Raw genomic sequence first — 15,675 nt, forward strand, 5'->3', positions numbered from 1 at the left:
AGGCCATCGCACCAAGACGATGGCCAGAATAATTAATTTGTCGAGCGCGGTGGACGACGGTCCCCGTCACGACGTGGCGGACGGCCTTCACGAGGTGGACGGCTTTCACGTGCAGCCTTCCGTTTCGCTTCATACGCTTCACGCTCTTCAGGAGATAAGCCTTCTAAGATGAGCGCTTTATGCGACGCGTTGACACGACCTTTATCATCGATTTCCGTGACTTTGACTTGAATCGTATCACCGAGCTTCACAACGTCTTCAACGTTTGCGACACGCTCGAGACTGAATTCTGAAACGTGTACGAGTGCATCTTTTCCTTTGAAGAGTTCGACGAACGCGCCGAACTTCTCGATGCGGCGTACCGTTGCATCAAATACTTCACCGACGACGACTTCGCGAACGATGTCCCCAATCATCTTCATGGCAAGATCAATGCCTTCTTGGTCTGTCGAGGCGATGAACACCGTACCATCTTGTTCGATGTCAATCTTGACACCTGTTTGGTCGATGATGCTGTTGATCATCTTACCACCTGGTCCAATCACATCACGGATCTTATCCGGATTGATTGTCATCGTCACGATTTTCGGTGCATATTTCGACAATTGTGTACGTGGTGTGTCTAATGTTTCAAGCATATGGTCAAGGATGTGTAGACGACCGACACGTGCCTGCTCAAGCGCTTCTTCTAAGATTTCACGCGTGATTCCAGCAATCTTGATATCCATTTGAAGGGCTGTAATCCCATCTTTCGTTCCGGCAACTTTGAAGTCCATGTCACCGAGGTGGTCTTCGAGACCTTGAATATCTGTCAAGACCGTGTAGTGCTCCCCTTCCATGATGAGGCCCATGGCAATCCCAGCGACCGGCGCTTTGATTGGTACACCTGCATCCATCAAGGCAAGCGTCGAGCCACAGATTGAAGCTTGTGAACTTGAACCGTTTGATTCAAGTACTTCCGAGACGAGACGAATCGTATACGGGAAGTCTGCTTCTTTTGGAATGATTGGCAAGAGTGCGCGCTCACCGAGTGCCCCGTGACCAATCTCACGACGACCTGGTGCACGGACCGGACGTGCTTCACCGACCGAGAACGGTGGGAAGTTATAGTGGTGCATGAAGCGCTTGTTCTCTTCTAAGCCGATTCCGTCGATGATTTGCGCATCACCGATGACACCGAGTGTTGCAACCGACATGACTTGTGTTTGACCACGTGTGAAGAGACCGACACCGTGTGCGCGTGGAAGCAATCCGACTTCTGATGCGAGCGGACGGATGACATCCGGGCGACGACCGTCTGGACGGACTTTGTCGACCGTGATCAAGCGACGGACTTCATCTTTGACGAATTTGTTCAAGATGCCCGAAACTTCACCAAGTTTCGACGGTTCATCAGCAAGGCGCTCTTCATACATCGCCACGTATTTCGCAATCACTTCGTTGATCGCTTCATCGCGGGCATGTTTCTCTTCCACTTGAACCGCTTCAACGATTTCAGGACGAGCTGCTTCAAGCTCTGCTGTGAGTGCCTCATCGTATTTCGAGACCGTATATTCAAACTTCGGTTTGCCGACTGCATCAACAATCTCTTGTTGGAACGCAATCAAACGTTTGATTTCTTCATGCCCAAACAAGATCGACTCAAGCATGACATCTTCTGGCACTTCATTCGCGCCAGCTTCAACCATGTTGATGGCAGTCGATGTACCTGCAACTTGAAGTTCAAGATCCGTTTTCTCCATTTGAGCTGTCGTTGGGTTGACGACGAATTCACCGTCAACACGTCCGACCGTCACACCTGCGATTGGACCATCGAATGGTACATCTGAAATCGAGAGTGCGATTGACGTTCCGAGCATTCCCGCCATCTCCGCCGAGCAGTCTGGATCGTTCGACATGACATAAATCATGACTTGAATGTCATGACGGAATCCATCTGGGAAGAGTGGACGAATCGGACGGTCGATGAGACGTGATGTCAAAATCGCATTTTCCCCTGGACGTCCTTCACGGCGAAGGAATCCTCCTGGAATTTTACCTACCGAGTATAGTTTTTCCTCATAGTTGACCGTCAATGGGAAAAAGTCTAAATCTTTTGGTGCTTTCGAAGCCGTTACTGTCGCAAGGACGACCGTGTCACCATAGCGAACGAGCGCCGATCCATTTGCTTGCTTCGCAAGTTGACCGACCTCTACAGACAATGGGCGTCCGCCCCACTCTGTAGAGAATACTTGTTTCGTACCTAACATGTACATTCTCCTCTCAAACCTTATCTAGTTTATTATGTAACTCTATCTTACGAATGTCTAATCATTTTCCTCTTAACAAACAAGAAACGGACTAGGACGTTGTCCCAGCCCGTTAAACAGTCTCGATCGATTAACGACGGAGACCGAGGCGTTGAATCAATTCACGGTAGCGCGTAACGTCCTTGTTACGAAGGTACGTAAGCAAGTTACGACGACGTCCAACCATTTTCAAGAGACCGCGACGTGAGTGGTGGTCTTTCTTGTGTGTACGAAGGTGAGCGTTCAATGTGTTGATTTGTTCAGTCAACACTGCCACTTGTACTTCCGGTGAACCAGTGTCACCTTGTTTAGTCGCGTATTCCGCGATAATTTCGTTTTTACGTTCTTTTGAGAGTGCCATTGCCTCTCCACCTCCATTTAATTAAAAATTGCCGCGTTGCCGAGCCGGCGTTGGTGAATCGACCAGCCAAGCGAAACGGTGTACTTTGCGTACTTGACAAGGATAGCGTAACCGCAACCGAAAGTCAAGATAGGATTGAGCGTGCCGATACCTCATCCTGTTTCAGTTGAGCGACCAATGCATCTAATCCATCGAACGCTCGCTCGTTACGAATATACTGAACCCACTCGATCTCGATCACTTGCCCGTACAAATCCTCCGAGAAGTCAAAGAGATGACTTTCGACAGAGACCGCTCCCGTCTCATAAAACGTCGGGCGACGCCCGACATTCGTCATTGCCTCGAACGTCCGACCATCAGGGAGCGTGACACGTGTCGCATATACGCCGAGCCGTGGCATGACATATGAGGCGTCCATCAACACGTTTGCTGTCGGGAACCCGATTGTACGACCTCTCGCGTCTCCGTGAATGACTTCACCGCAGATGACATATGGGGCACCAAGTAACTCTTGAGCTGCATCAACGTGGCCTTCAGCCAATAGCTTACGAATTCGCGTCGATGATACCTTCTCTCCATCTATCGTCTGTTCTGTAACAATGGACGTCGTGAACTGATCGCGAGAATGGTATGGGAGAGTCTCCATCGTCCCTTCACCGAACTTGCCGTACGAGTAATCAAATCCTGCCGTCACGTGTACGGCTCCAGCAGCAATCAAATAATCGTCGACAAACTGTTGAGGAGATAATCCAGCCAACTCTTTCGTAAACGTCAAGACGAGACATCGCTCGACCCCGAGCGCTTCGATTCGTTTTAATTTTCGGGATAGCGGTGTGATATAACGGACCGCGTCTGGTTTGTTTGAGAGTACTTGTTTCGGGTGTGGGTCGAACGTGACGACCGTCACCGGAAGGTTATGCTCCGCCGCGACACGCTTCGCATGATTGATCACGGCTTGATGCCCTTTATGAACACCGTCAAAAAAACCGAGTACCATGACCGATGGATACAGGTCAGGCGTTTCTGGATAGGTGAGATGTCTTGTTTCCATACTGTCAATTTCCCCCTTAGTCGATGGCCAGCATGACCTCGACTGTAGCGTCTGTCGTTCCATCTTGTCTTCGATATAAAGCAAGAGGGATTCCTTCTTCATTATAGACAGTAAATAACTCAAATTCGAGCGAAACGCCGTTCAGCTTGCCACCATTCCGAATATACCGCTCTCGATTCTTTGGAATCGTGATGGCTGGCCAACGTTTGATGACCTCTTCGAGTGGGATGACATGCGCCAATCGTTCTTCGACCGTCTCGAGTGCCTGTAGCGTTTCAAGCGATACGGCATGTGCCTCCTCGAATGACCCAGAACTCGTCCGTCTGAGTTCGCTCATATGAGCAGGGTAACCGAGTTTCTCCCCGATTTGTACGGCGAGGGTACGAATGTACGTTCCTTTTCCGCAATCGATTTCCATTTGGAAACGACATACTCCTTCTTCAAACGTTAACTCGCTCGTCCGCTTCAGACGGTGAATCTCGACCATCCGACGGGGGCGTTCCACGGTTTGGCCTTTGCGGGCGTACTCATACAGTTTCTTCCCATTGACCTTGACCGCTGAATAATAAGGTGGAATCTGTTCAATCTTTCCGACCAATTGCCGCATCGCTTCATCAATCTGTGACTCGTCCAACTTATTCGGTGTGACCGTCTTCTGTTCTACGACCTCGCCATGAGCGTCCTCGGTCATAGTGGCCGTCCCGATTGTCACCTCGGCCACGTAACGCTTGCCCTCATCCGTGATAAAACGAGATAACTTCGTGGCACGTCCTAAACAGATTGGTAATACGCCTGTCACTTCCGGGTCAAGCGTGCCCGTATGACCCACTTTTTTCGTTTGAAACAACTTTCGTAACTTGAACACGCAGTCATGACTCGTCATGCCTCGGTCCTTATCGAGTACAAGCACTCCGTTCGGTTCCAACTTCATCCCTCCATACAAAAAAGGGAGAACGATGTCTCCCCTTTCAAATTATTGGTCTTTGTTCAAATCACGAATCAATGAATCGATATGGCTACCATATGCGACCGAAGAATCGTATTCAAACGAGATTTCTGGTGTTTTACGAAGACGGATGCGGTTCCCGATTTCGCGACGGATAAATCCTTTCGCTTTGTCGAGACCTGCTTGCGTTTCTGCTTTCACATCTTCCTCATCACCGAGCACCGTATAGTAGACCGTTGCTTGTTGTAAGTCCCCTGTCACATCAACGCTCGTGATTGTAGCGTTCTTTGTACGTGGGTCACTCACTTCCCGTAACAAGACATCTGTAATCTCTTTACGCATTTGCTCGGCAACACGTTGGGCACGAATTTTCATACGTGATCCCTCCTCACATTATTTACGTTCGACTTCTTTCATGACGAACGCTTCAATAACATCTTCTACTTTGATGTCATCAAATTTCTCTACTTTAATCCCACATTCATAACCAGTCGCAACTTCTTTTACGTCATCTTTGAAGCGGCGAAGCGTATCGAGCTTGCCTTCATATACGACGATTCCGTTACGAATGACACGGACACCCGCGTCACGTGTGATTTTACCTTCAGTCACATAACAACCTGCAATCGTACCGACTTTCGATACTTTGAAGACGTCACGGACTTCGACTTGACCAGTGATTTCTTCGACGAACTCAGGGTCAAGCATCCCTTTCATCGCGCTCTCAATTTCTTCGATCGCGTTGTAGATGATGCGGTGGAGACGCATTTCAACATTTTCTTGTTCAGCCATTGAACGGGCGTTACCGTCAGGACGAACGTTGAAACCGATGATGACAGCGTTCGCCGCTGAAGCGAGGATGACGTCACCTTCTGTGATGGCACCGACACCTTGGTGAACGATGTTAACTTTGACGCCTTCGACATCAATCTTGCGGAGTGAACCAGCCAATGCTTCAGCTGAACCTTGTACGTCTGCTTTAATGATGACGTTCAAGTCTTTCACTTCACCTTCTTGAATACGGCTGAACAAGTCGTCAAGGCTGACTTTCGCTGATTCACGACGTTGTGACTCGAGGTAACGTTGGTAACGTTTTTCCCCGATTGCACGTGCTTTCTTCTCATCTTCAAACACGATGAACTGATCACCGGCTTGTGGAACATCGTTCAAACCTGTGATTTCAATCGGTGTAGATGGACCGACTTGTTTCACACGACGACCGATGTCGTTGACCATTGCACGGACGCGACCGAACGTGCTACCGACAACGATTGGGTCACCGATACGAAGCGTACCGTGTTGAACGAGAAGCGTTGCAACAGGTCCACGACCTTTGTCGAGTTTTGCTTCGATGACTGATCCACGAGCTGGCATGTCTGGCGTCGATTTGTATTCTTCGACTTCAGATACGAGAAGAATCATCTCGAGCAACTCATCGATTCCTTCACCTTTAATCGCAGAGATCGGAACGAAAATCGTTTCGCCGCCCCACTCTTCCGGAATGAGACCGAACTCTGTCAATTCTTGTTTAACACGGTCAGGGTTTGCCCCTTCTTTGTCCATTTTGTTGACCGCAACGATGATTGGAACGTTCGCTGCTTTCGCATGCGAGATCGCTTCCTCTGTTTGTGGCATGACGCCATCGTCAGCCGCAACGACGATAATGGCGATATCTGTCACTTCCGCACCACGTGCACGCATCGTTGTGAACGCCGCGTGACCTGGCGTATCGAGGAATGTGATTTTCTTGTCGTTTACAGACACTTGGTACGCACCGATATGCTGCGTGATCCCACCAGCTTCTCCTGCAACGACTTTCGTGTTACGAATCGAGTCAAGGAGTGTCGTTTTACCGTGGTCAACGTGACCCATGATTGTAACGACCGCTGGGCGCTCTTCAAGGTCATATTGTGAGAAATCAATCTCAACTGTTTCGAAGTCTGTCTCATCGACGACGACTTCTTTTTCTACTTCAAAACCAAACTCTGAAGCGAGCAATTCGATTGTTTCGTCATCGAGTGTCTGGTTGATTGTCGCCATCACACCAAGACCCATCAACTTCATGATGATTTCGTTTGGCTTTTTGTTCATTTTCTCTGCGAGGGCAGAGACGCTGAGTACATCCTCATACTTGATGACGTTCCCCATCTCTGCTTCTTGAGCGAGACGAGCCGCTTTACGCTGACTTGTCTTCGAATTTGGATCGGCTTCTTGTGGCACGGCCGCTTTTACCGGCTTGCCTTTACCTTTCCCTTTTCCGCGCTTTTTATTGCGCGGATCGTTGTTGCGGTTGTCGTTACGATTTTGACCACCGCGATTGTTTTGACCGCCACGGTTTTGTTGCGCCGCTTGCGGACGTGACTGTTCTTTTTTCTCTTGTTTCGGCTCGTTTGAAGTTGAAGTCGCTTTCGCTTCAGCTTGCTTCTCAGCGCGATATTTTTCTGGATTGAACACACGGTCCAACTGTTTGACTGTCTCATCATCGAGGACGGCCATGTGGTTTTTCACCGGTTTGTTCAATTTTTCTAGTTGAGTAATGACTTGCTTACTCGTTACATTCTGTTCTTTTGCAAATTCATAGACGCGTTTTCCCAAAGCATCCACCTCCGTTAATAGTTAAGAGAGAAGTTGCTTAAGCTTGTTCGCAAATCCGGATTCTGTCACCGATACGACGACACGCATATCTTTCCCAAGTGCAGCACCGATCGTATAGCGATCGCTCACTTCAATCAGCGGCACTTGATAAGATGCACACTTGTCGGTGACTCGTTTTTTCGTCGAGGCACCTGCATCTCCGGCTAGAATGACGAGCTTGGCACGACCCGCTCGCACATCCTTTAATACAAACTCTTCTCCCATCGTTACTTTCCTTGCTCGAGCGGCAAGGCCTAACAATGATTCCCACTGACTCATGATTCGTCACCTGCGACAGCTTTCAACTGCTCATACAAGTCATCGCTCGTTTTCACTTTCAAATGATGATCGAGCGTCCGTTTTTTCTCTGCTTGACGAACAACATCGATATCTTTTGATAAGTAGGCACCGCGACCGTTCACTTTACCCGTCTGATCGATGACCACGTCACCTTCAGGCGTTCGAACGACACGAATCAATTCTTTCTTCGGGAGCATTTCTTGTGTGACCACACACTTACGCAAAGGAAGTTTCTTTTGCTTCATGGTCATTCCTCTTCTTTCACCACAGCTGTTTCAACTGAAGCATCTGATAAGTCTTGTTCAACTTCATTTTGAACAATTTCTGGTTCTGATTCAACTTTTTCAGCGAACGTATCGAACAAATCGAGTGCTTCCGCATCTGTCTCGCTCTTAATGTCGATTTTCCAACCAGTCAATTTCGCTGCGAGACGAGCGTTTTGACCACGTTTTCCAATCGCGAGTGATAATTGGTAGTCCGGTACGACGACTGTCGTCGACTTCGCAGGCTCATTGACATAGACGGCAACGACTTGTGCCGGGCTGAGTGCGTTTCGAACGAACTCTTTCGGGTCTTCAGACCAACGAACGATATCGATTTTCTCACCGTTCAACTCATCGACGATCGTTTGGACACGTTGCCCTTTCGGTCCGACACATGCGCCGACCGGGTCAACGATATCCGAGTGCACAGCAATTTTCGAACGGTCACCTGCTTCACGCGATACAGACATGACATCGACTGTTCCGTTTGAAATCTCAGGTACTTCAAGTTCGAACAAACGGCGTAAAAGTCCCGGATGCGTACGCGACACTTGAATCGCAGCACCTGAACCTTTCGTCGTCGAATCAACTTTTGTCACGTATACCTTGATACGGTCATGAATTTGATACGACTCGTTCGGCATTTGTTCGTTCGGAGTGAGGACCGCTTCAATGTTGTTCTCAAGACCGATATACAAGTTGCGCGGGTCAAAGCGCTCCACAATCCCTGTCATGATCTCGTCTTCTTTGTCTGCGAAGTGATTGTAGATGCGTTCACGCTCCGCTTCACGCATTTTCTGCGTCACGACTTGTTTCGCCGTCATCGCTGCGACACGTCCGAAATCACTTGGTGTGACTTCTTCTTTATGGAAGTCACCAAGTTCATAGTTCGGGTCGATTTCATGTGCTTCCTCAAGCGAGAGCTGTTGGTCTGGTTGTGTGAGACGTTCGACGACTTCTAAAAGTGCGTAGACACGAATGTCTCCTGTCACCTGGTCGAATTCGACTTTCACATGCTCGTTCGGGTTCGCGACGTTTCGGCGATATGCAGAAATGAGCGCTTGTTCGAGAGCGTCGATAATAATATTTTTGTCAATTCCTTTTTCTTTGGCAATCTGTTCGATTGTAGTGAGTAATTGTGGACCCATCTTCTTCCCTCTCCTTAACTAAACGTGACCGCTAAGCGGGCTTGTGCAATTTTGTCTACCGGTAGCGATACCGCTTTTTTTCTCGTCTTGATGCGTGTCTCGATCACGACCGTTTCCCCATCATATGCCGTCAAAATTCCTTCAAACTCTTTGGCACCATCGATCGGAGCGAACGTTTTCATGTAGACGTTTTTGCCTACAGCACGTTCGAAATCACTCGGCTTTTTAAGCGGACGCTCCGCACCAGGACTCGAGACATCAAGATAATAAGCCTGTTCAATCGGATCGGTTTCGTTCAGTTTTTCCGAGAGTTGTTCATTGATATTGACGCAATCGTCTAAATCGACGCCCCCTGGTTTATCGATATAAACGCGCAAGAACCAGTCTGGACCTTCTTTTACGAATTCCACATCGACCAATTCCATGTTTTCTCGTTCGACGATTGGCAACGCAATCGATTCAACGACTTCTGTTATTTTGGACACTCTCATCCCTCCTTCTGGCTTTTACATACAAGAAAGGAGTAGGGTTCCCTACTCCTTTCCGTCGTAGTATCCAACTTTGTTCGATACCAATATATCATATTTTCCCGACAAATCGCAACTTACACCCCAAAATCAAAGAATGAGAGTTGGTTCTCATCAGGCAAGCCTTCAAGACATTTCATCGTATCAAGTGTCTCGATGACGGTTTTCGACAACTTCGCTCGTTTGCGTAAATCTTCTTTCGAAAGGAATTGCCCTTCCTCCCTCGCTTCGACAATCGCTTTTGCCGCATTCGTTCCGAGCCCATCGACCGCATTGAATGGAGGAATCAACGTATTATCCTCAATCAAGAACTCTGTCGCGCTTGAACGATACAAGTCGATGTTTTGGAACTTCATGCCCCGCTCAAGCATTTCGAGGGCAAGTTCGAGGACCGTATGCAATCCTTTATCTTTCGCTGTCGCGTCGAAGCCTTTTTCACGGATATCCGACATCGCTTTACGGACGGCTTGAGGACCTTTGATCATCGCAGATAAGTCAAAGTCCCCGGCGCGCACGGTGAAGTAGGTCGCATAGTACAGGATAGGATGATGCACTTTGAAATACGCGATTCGAACGGCCATCAAGACGTATGCCGTCGCGTGCGCTTTCGGGAACATGTATTTGATCTTCTTACAAGAAGAAATATACCATTCCGGCACGTCGTTCTCCCGCATCTCTGACTCCATCTCGTCTGTGAGACCTTTTCCTTTACGGACGGACTCCATGATTTTGAAGGCGAACGATGGTTCGAGCCCTGCGTAAATCAAATAGACCATGATGTCATCACGACAACCGATAACGTCTTTTAGTTCACACGTTCCGTTATAAATCAGTTCGTTCGCGTTCCCAAGCCACACATCCGTTCCGTGAGACAGACCTGAAATCTGAACGAGCTCCGAGAACGTGGACGGTTTCGTCTCTTCAAGCATCTGACGGACGAACTTCGTCCCAAACTCAGGAATCCCGAGTGTGCCGGTCTTCGACTCAATCTGTTCCGGTGTCACTCCGAGTACTTCTGGCGAGGAGAAAATTTTCATGACGGTCGGATCATCTGTCGGAATCGTTTTCGGATCGATCCCGGATAAGTCTTGGAGCATCCGAATGACGGTCGGGTCATCGTGCCCGAGAATGTCGAGCTTCAATAAGTTGTCATGGATGGAATGGAAGTCGAAGTGTGTCGTCTTCCATTCAGACGAATTGTCATCCGCCGGATATTGAATCGGTGAGATGTCCGCGATGTCCATATAGTCAGGGACAACGATGATTCCACCCGGGTGCTGCCCCGTCGTCCGTTTCACGCCGGTGACCCCGGAGACGAGACGATCGACCTCCGCGTTTCGATAAATCTTGTCGTTCTCGGTCGCATATCCTTTCACGTACCCATATGCCGTCTTATCGGCAATCGTTCCGATCGTACCGGCACGATATACATATTCTTCTCCGAACAACACTTTTGTATAGGCGTGGGCATGTGGTTGATATTCACCCGAGAAGTTCAAATCGATATCTGGTACTTTGTCCCCTTTGAATCCAAGGAACGTTTCGAACGGAATATCATGTCCATCTTTTGTATACCATGTGCCACATTCCGGACACTCTTTGTCCGGTAAGTCATATCCTGAACCGACAGACCCGTCATTGAAGAAGTGCGAATGCTGACAGTTTGGACATACATAGTGCGGCGGTAGCGGGTTGACCTCGGTGATCTCTGTCATCGTAGCGACGAGACTCGATCCGACCGATCCACGCGACCCGACCAAATACCCGTCGTCTAGAGATTTCTTAACAAGTTTATGTGAGATCAAGTAAATGACCGCGAATCCATGACCGATGATCGATTTCAATTCTTTTTCTAGACGTGCCTCCACAATCTCAGGAAGCTCGTCCCCATAAATCGAACGGGCCATATCGTAGCTCATATTCCGAACCTCGTCATCCGCGCCTTCAATTTTCGGCGTATATAAGTCATCCGGGATGATTTGGATTGATTCGATTTGATCGGCGATCGCATTCGGGTTCGTGATGACGATTTCACGTGCTAAGTCGTCACCTAGAAACTTGAATTCTTCCATCATTTCCTTCGTCGTCCGGAAGTGGGCATGTGGCAACTCTTTACGTGTATTGATGAAGTTCGCCCCACCTTGGGTACGAATCAAGATCTCACGATACGAACGGTCGGACCGGTCCAGATAGTGCACATTTCCTGTCGCACATACCGGCAACTCGGCTTTCTCCGCGACACGGATGATTCGTTTGATGATCTCACGGAGCTCCATCTCATTCGCGACAATCTCTTTATCAATCAAATGATGATAGAGCGCTGGTGGGTGAATCTCGATAAAGTCATAAAACGACATCATCTTCTCGAGCTCATCATCCGACTTGTTCAAAGCAGCGTCAAAAATCTCACCATTGTCACAAGCCGAACCAATCAATAGTCCTTCACGACGCTTCACGAGCTCTGACCGCGGCATCCGTGCCATCCGATACAAATAATCGATATGAGAGAGTGAAATGAGTTCATATAGGTGGCGAAGTCCCGGCTTTTTATTTTTCGCATAAATCGTCGCATGGAACGGACGAATCTTCGACACGTCACTCCCGACTTTGGCGTTCAACGAGCGATGCGTCGTCATCTCAAACATCTGTTTGGCGAGGTCGAGAAGTTTCATCAATAAATACGCTGTCGCTTCCGCGTCATAAATCGCACGGTGATGCTGAGTCAATTCGATATCGAATCGCTTCGCAAGGGTGTTCAGTCGGTGATTCTTCAAGGTCGGCATCAACGTACGAGCCAGCTCGAGTGTATCGATGACCGGGTAATCATCCGGTTCATGACCTCCGCTCCGAAGTGTCGCCTCGAGGAAGCCCATGTCGAACGATGCGTTATGGGCGACGAGGATACTGTCACCACACCATTCGACGAACTGTTTCGTGATGACTTCTGGGTCAGGTTGTCCTTGCACCATGTCATCCGTGATTCCCGTCAACTCGATTGTCGTCGCCGACAACGCATGTTTCGGGTCAGCGAACGCCTCAAAGCGGTCGATAATCTCTCCGTCCTTGATTTTGACACCTGCGAGCTCGATGATTTTATTGTAGACGGCAGAAAGTCCCGTCGTCTCGACGTCAAAGACGACGTATGTTGCATCATCTAATGACACATCACTTGGATGATATGCGACCGGGACGCCATCATTGACGACGTTCGCCTCGACTCCGTACAACACTTTGATGTCATTTTTCTTCCCGGCATAATACGCTTCTGGGAACGCTTGGACACCAGCATGGTCGGTAATCGCAATCGCACGATGTCCCCACTTCGCGGCACGCGCGACGAGAGCGGACACGTTCGTGACTGCGTCCATTTGACTCATCTGTGTATGTGCGTGGAGTTCGACCCGCTTCTCACCTTCCCACTCATCTCGGGGTGGCTCGACTTTCACTTCTTGGAGTTGCGACGCCATCATGCATAGTTCACGCATGAATGAATCATCCTCGACTCGTCCTGCCGTTTGAATCCACATGCCCTTCTTGACGGCACTGAGCATCCGGTCGTCATCGTCATCGCGCGCAAACACTTTCACGATGAGCGAATCGGTGTAGTCGGTCATTTTGAAAGTGAATAGCTTTTTCCCACTCTTCAGCTCTTTTCGCTCCGCAGAGAAGACGAGACCACGGATGGCGACACGGCGCTCTTCTTCGATGATTGTCTTGATTGGGACAATCTCATCTTTGATGAGCGCACCCATCCGAATCTCTGTGATTGGCTCATCATTCGTTTCCGTCGCTTTAGCGAACTGTGCCGCAAGCGCCATTTTCGCTTGCTCGATATCTTCTTGTACCACTTGTTCACGTAAAGCCTGACTGGCTTCGGCGTCTTCAGAAAAGTGTGCCTGACACGGTTTTTTCGTGAACCCATAAGCGCTATAGAGCGCTTGGACTTCTTGACAGAGCTCTTTGTCCACATAGCTCGCCTCAGGTCCAGAGCGTACCGGGATCAACAATTTATTCTGTTCAAATCGCGGTGAGACCGATCCGAAATAGCTTCGCATCGCTCCGGACACTTGACTCAATTCACTGACGATTCGTGGCCAGTAGTCGATATAGTCCTGCTCGCTCCCACCTTTTGCTGTCGAGAACCGCGCGTACACTTCGTCAGCGAACGTCGCGTACCGATTTTCTAACCGACTCATGAACAATTGATGGACGTCGTACGGTAAGACTGTCGGAAATGTAAAATAAAACGTCCACGTGCGTCGTTTTTTATTGACGACGAGTCGTGAGAGTTCCGCTTCATCGAACAGGTCTGTCTCAGTCGTGATCCCAAGATCACTTAATAATAGTTGCATCTTTTGATTTGCTTCCACGGGTCCGTCTTTCCCCCTTTATGCCAATTCGACAAATGAAGGTGACCGCTTACGCTGTCACCTTCATCCATTAATTAATGAACTTCGCTAAATTTTGAAGTGATGACTTGTTTCAATTCGTCGATTGAAGTTTCAATCACTTCGCCTGTGGCACGTACTTTTACTTCAACGATTCCTTCACCGGCTTTTTTCCCGACGTTGACGCGAATCGGAAGACCAATCAAGTCTGCATCGGCAAATTTGACGCCCGCTCGTTCTTTTCGATCATCGAACAAGACATCGTACGTTTGGCCGAGCTCTTCATAAAGACGATTTGCAAGTTCAACTTGCGCCTCATCTTTCGTGTTGATTGCGATCAAATGAAGATCGAACGGCGCCACGTTTCGTGGCCAGATGATTCCACGATCATCATGATGCTGTTCGACGATGGCAGAAAGTGTCCGTGACACACCGATTCCATAGCAACCCATGATGAGTGGTTCAGCACGACCTTCTTCGTTTAAGAATGTCGCTCCCATCGCCTCTGAATAACGTGTCCCAAGTTTGAAGACTTGTCCGACTTCGATTCCGCGAGCGAAACGAACAGGACCCGACTCGTCAGGTGCTAAGTCGCCTTCGACGACGAAACGTAAATCATGATAAGTCAATTCTCCTAAGTCACGCTCGGCATTTACGCCTGTGTAGTGCGTGTTCGCTTCGTTCGCTCCACAAACAGCGTCTACGAGATACTTGACCGCATAATCGGCAACGACTTTAACTGGCGCATGGATTGGCCCGAGCGTACCTGGTGCACACTTGAACAACTCAACGATTTTAGCCTCATCTTCGAGTTGAATATCGAGTCCACCGAGTGCATTCTTCACTTTGACCTCGTTCGCTTCATGGTCGCCACGAACGATTGCCATCACCGTCTCTCCATCCACATTGAATAGGACAGATTTGATGGTCGTCTTCGGATCGACGTTCAAGAATTTCGCTACGTCTTCAATCGTGCGATTTTCTTCCGTGTCCACTTTCTCGAGAGGGCGTACGTCAGCTTGTTGCATCTCATAACGGTCGAGTGTTTCTGCCATTTCAATGTTCGCCGCATAGTTCGATGAATCGGTATAAACGATCGTGTCTTCACCGATATCAGCGAGCGCTTGGAATTCGTGCGTATCTTTCCCGCCGATTGCTCCAGAGTCTGCGACGACCGGACGATACTTAAGACCTGTACGGTCGAAGATGCGTGAGTACGCGTTATACATGTTTGTATATTCTTCATCTAAGCCTTCTTGTGTCGCGTGGAATGAGTATGCATCTTTCATCAAGAACTCACGTCCGCGAAGCAATCCAAAGCGCGGACGACGCTCATCGCGATACTTCGTTTGAATCTGATACAAGTTCATCGGAAGTTTTTTATACGAGTTGAGCTCGTCTCGGACGATTGACGTGATCAATTCTTCGTGTGTCGCACCGAGTGCGAAACGACGGTCATGACGGTCAGTCAAGCGCATCAACTCAGGACCATAAATGCCCCATCGTCCTGTCTCTTCCCAAAGTTCTGCCGGTTGGATGGCCGGCATCAATAACTCTTGTGCACCCGCACGATTCATCTCTTCACGGATGATTGTTTGGATGTTGTGTAACACTTTATGTCCGAGTGGAAGATAAGAATAGATTCCTGCCGCATTTTGACGGATGAATCCTCCACGGACGAGAAGTTGGTGGCTGACCGCTTCCGCGTCAGCCGGTACTTCTCTCAATGTAGGCATGAGCAATCTAGATTGTTTCATACAGTTCAACGT

Annotated in this window: 12 protein-coding genes; all 12 read right to left on the reverse strand. The window is 48.9% G+C overall.

What is annotated here, in order from left to right; translation table 11 throughout:
* Positions 1-32: 32 nt before the first annotated feature.
* The 12 genes from pnp to KNO99_RS03940 all read right to left on the reverse strand — a co-directional run bounded on the left by pnp (position 33) and on the right by KNO99_RS03940 (position 15,663).
* On the reverse strand, positions 33-2,249 hold the full coding sequence (gene pnp, locus KNO99_RS03885; protein WP_214691847.1) for a polyribonucleotide nucleotidyltransferase: 2,217 nt from the start codon (positions 2,247-2,249) through the stop codon (positions 33-35).
* Positions 2,250-2,379: 130 nt separating this feature from the next.
* On the reverse strand, positions 2,380-2,649 hold the full coding sequence (gene rpsO, locus KNO99_RS03890; protein WP_074034662.1) for a 30S ribosomal protein S15: 270 nt from the start codon (positions 2,647-2,649) through the stop codon (positions 2,380-2,382).
* 124 nt (positions 2,650-2,773) lie between these two features.
* A complete protein-coding gene (locus KNO99_RS03895; RefSeq protein ID WP_214745417.1) occupies positions 2,774-3,700 on the reverse strand; it encodes a bifunctional riboflavin kinase/FAD synthetase in 927 nt (308 codons plus the stop codon).
* Positions 3,701-3,716: 16 nt separating this feature from the next.
* Positions 3,717-4,631, reverse strand: coding sequence for a tRNA pseudouridine(55) synthase TruB (gene truB, locus KNO99_RS03900; protein WP_251130940.1), 915 nt, complete (start codon positions 4,629-4,631; stop codon positions 3,717-3,719).
* Positions 4,632-4,673: 42 nt separating this feature from the next.
* Positions 4,674-5,021: a 30S ribosome-binding factor RbfA gene (gene rbfA / locus KNO99_RS03905; RefSeq protein ID WP_015881430.1), complete on the reverse strand. Its 348-nt coding sequence runs from the start codon at positions 5,019-5,021 to the stop codon at positions 4,674-4,676.
* An 18-nt stretch (positions 5,022-5,039) separates the two neighbouring features.
* The gene (gene infB, locus KNO99_RS03910) at positions 5,040-7,241 is read right to left on the reverse strand and encodes a translation initiation factor IF-2 (protein ID WP_214745421.1); all 2,202 of its coding nucleotides are present in this window, start codon (positions 7,239-7,241) and stop codon (positions 5,040-5,042) included.
* Positions 7,242-7,262: 21 nt separating this feature from the next.
* Positions 7,263-7,559, reverse strand: coding sequence for a YlxQ family RNA-binding protein (locus KNO99_RS03915; protein WP_015881428.1), 297 nt, complete (start codon positions 7,557-7,559; stop codon positions 7,263-7,265).
* Positions 7,556-7,831, reverse strand: a complete 276-nt coding sequence (gene rnpM / locus KNO99_RS03920) for an RNase P modulator RnpM (protein ID WP_198930016.1) — start codon at positions 7,829-7,831, stop codon at positions 7,556-7,558. The genes KNO99_RS03915 and rnpM overlap by 4 nt, the downstream gene beginning before the upstream one ends.
* Positions 7,828-8,991, reverse strand: coding sequence for a transcription termination factor NusA (gene nusA / locus KNO99_RS03925; protein ID WP_214745422.1), 1,164 nt, complete (start codon positions 8,989-8,991; stop codon positions 7,828-7,830). The genes rnpM and nusA overlap by 4 nt, the downstream gene beginning before the upstream one ends.
* A gap of 14 nt (positions 8,992-9,005) precedes the next feature.
* Positions 9,006-9,476: a ribosome maturation factor RimP gene (gene rimP / locus KNO99_RS03930; RefSeq protein WP_015881425.1), complete on the reverse strand. Its 471-nt coding sequence runs from the start codon at positions 9,474-9,476 to the stop codon at positions 9,006-9,008.
* Positions 9,477-9,595: 119 nt separating this feature from the next.
* Entirely contained in the window at positions 9,596-13,888 is a 4,293-nt protein-coding gene (locus KNO99_RS03935) for a PolC-type DNA polymerase III (protein ID WP_214745424.1), read from the reverse strand.
* A 74-nt stretch (positions 13,889-13,962) separates the two neighbouring features.
* Positions 13,963-15,663: a proline--tRNA ligase gene (locus tag KNO99_RS03940; RefSeq protein ID WP_214745427.1), complete on the reverse strand. Its 1,701-nt coding sequence runs from the start codon at positions 15,661-15,663 to the stop codon at positions 13,963-13,965.
* Positions 15,664-15,675: the final 12 nt, after the last annotated feature.

Origin of the sequence: Exiguobacterium sp. s189 (assembly GCF_018617615.1) — a bacterium.
GTDB classification, from domain to species: Bacteria; Bacillota; Bacilli; order Exiguobacteriales; family Exiguobacteriaceae; genus Exiguobacterium; species Exiguobacterium aestuarii_A.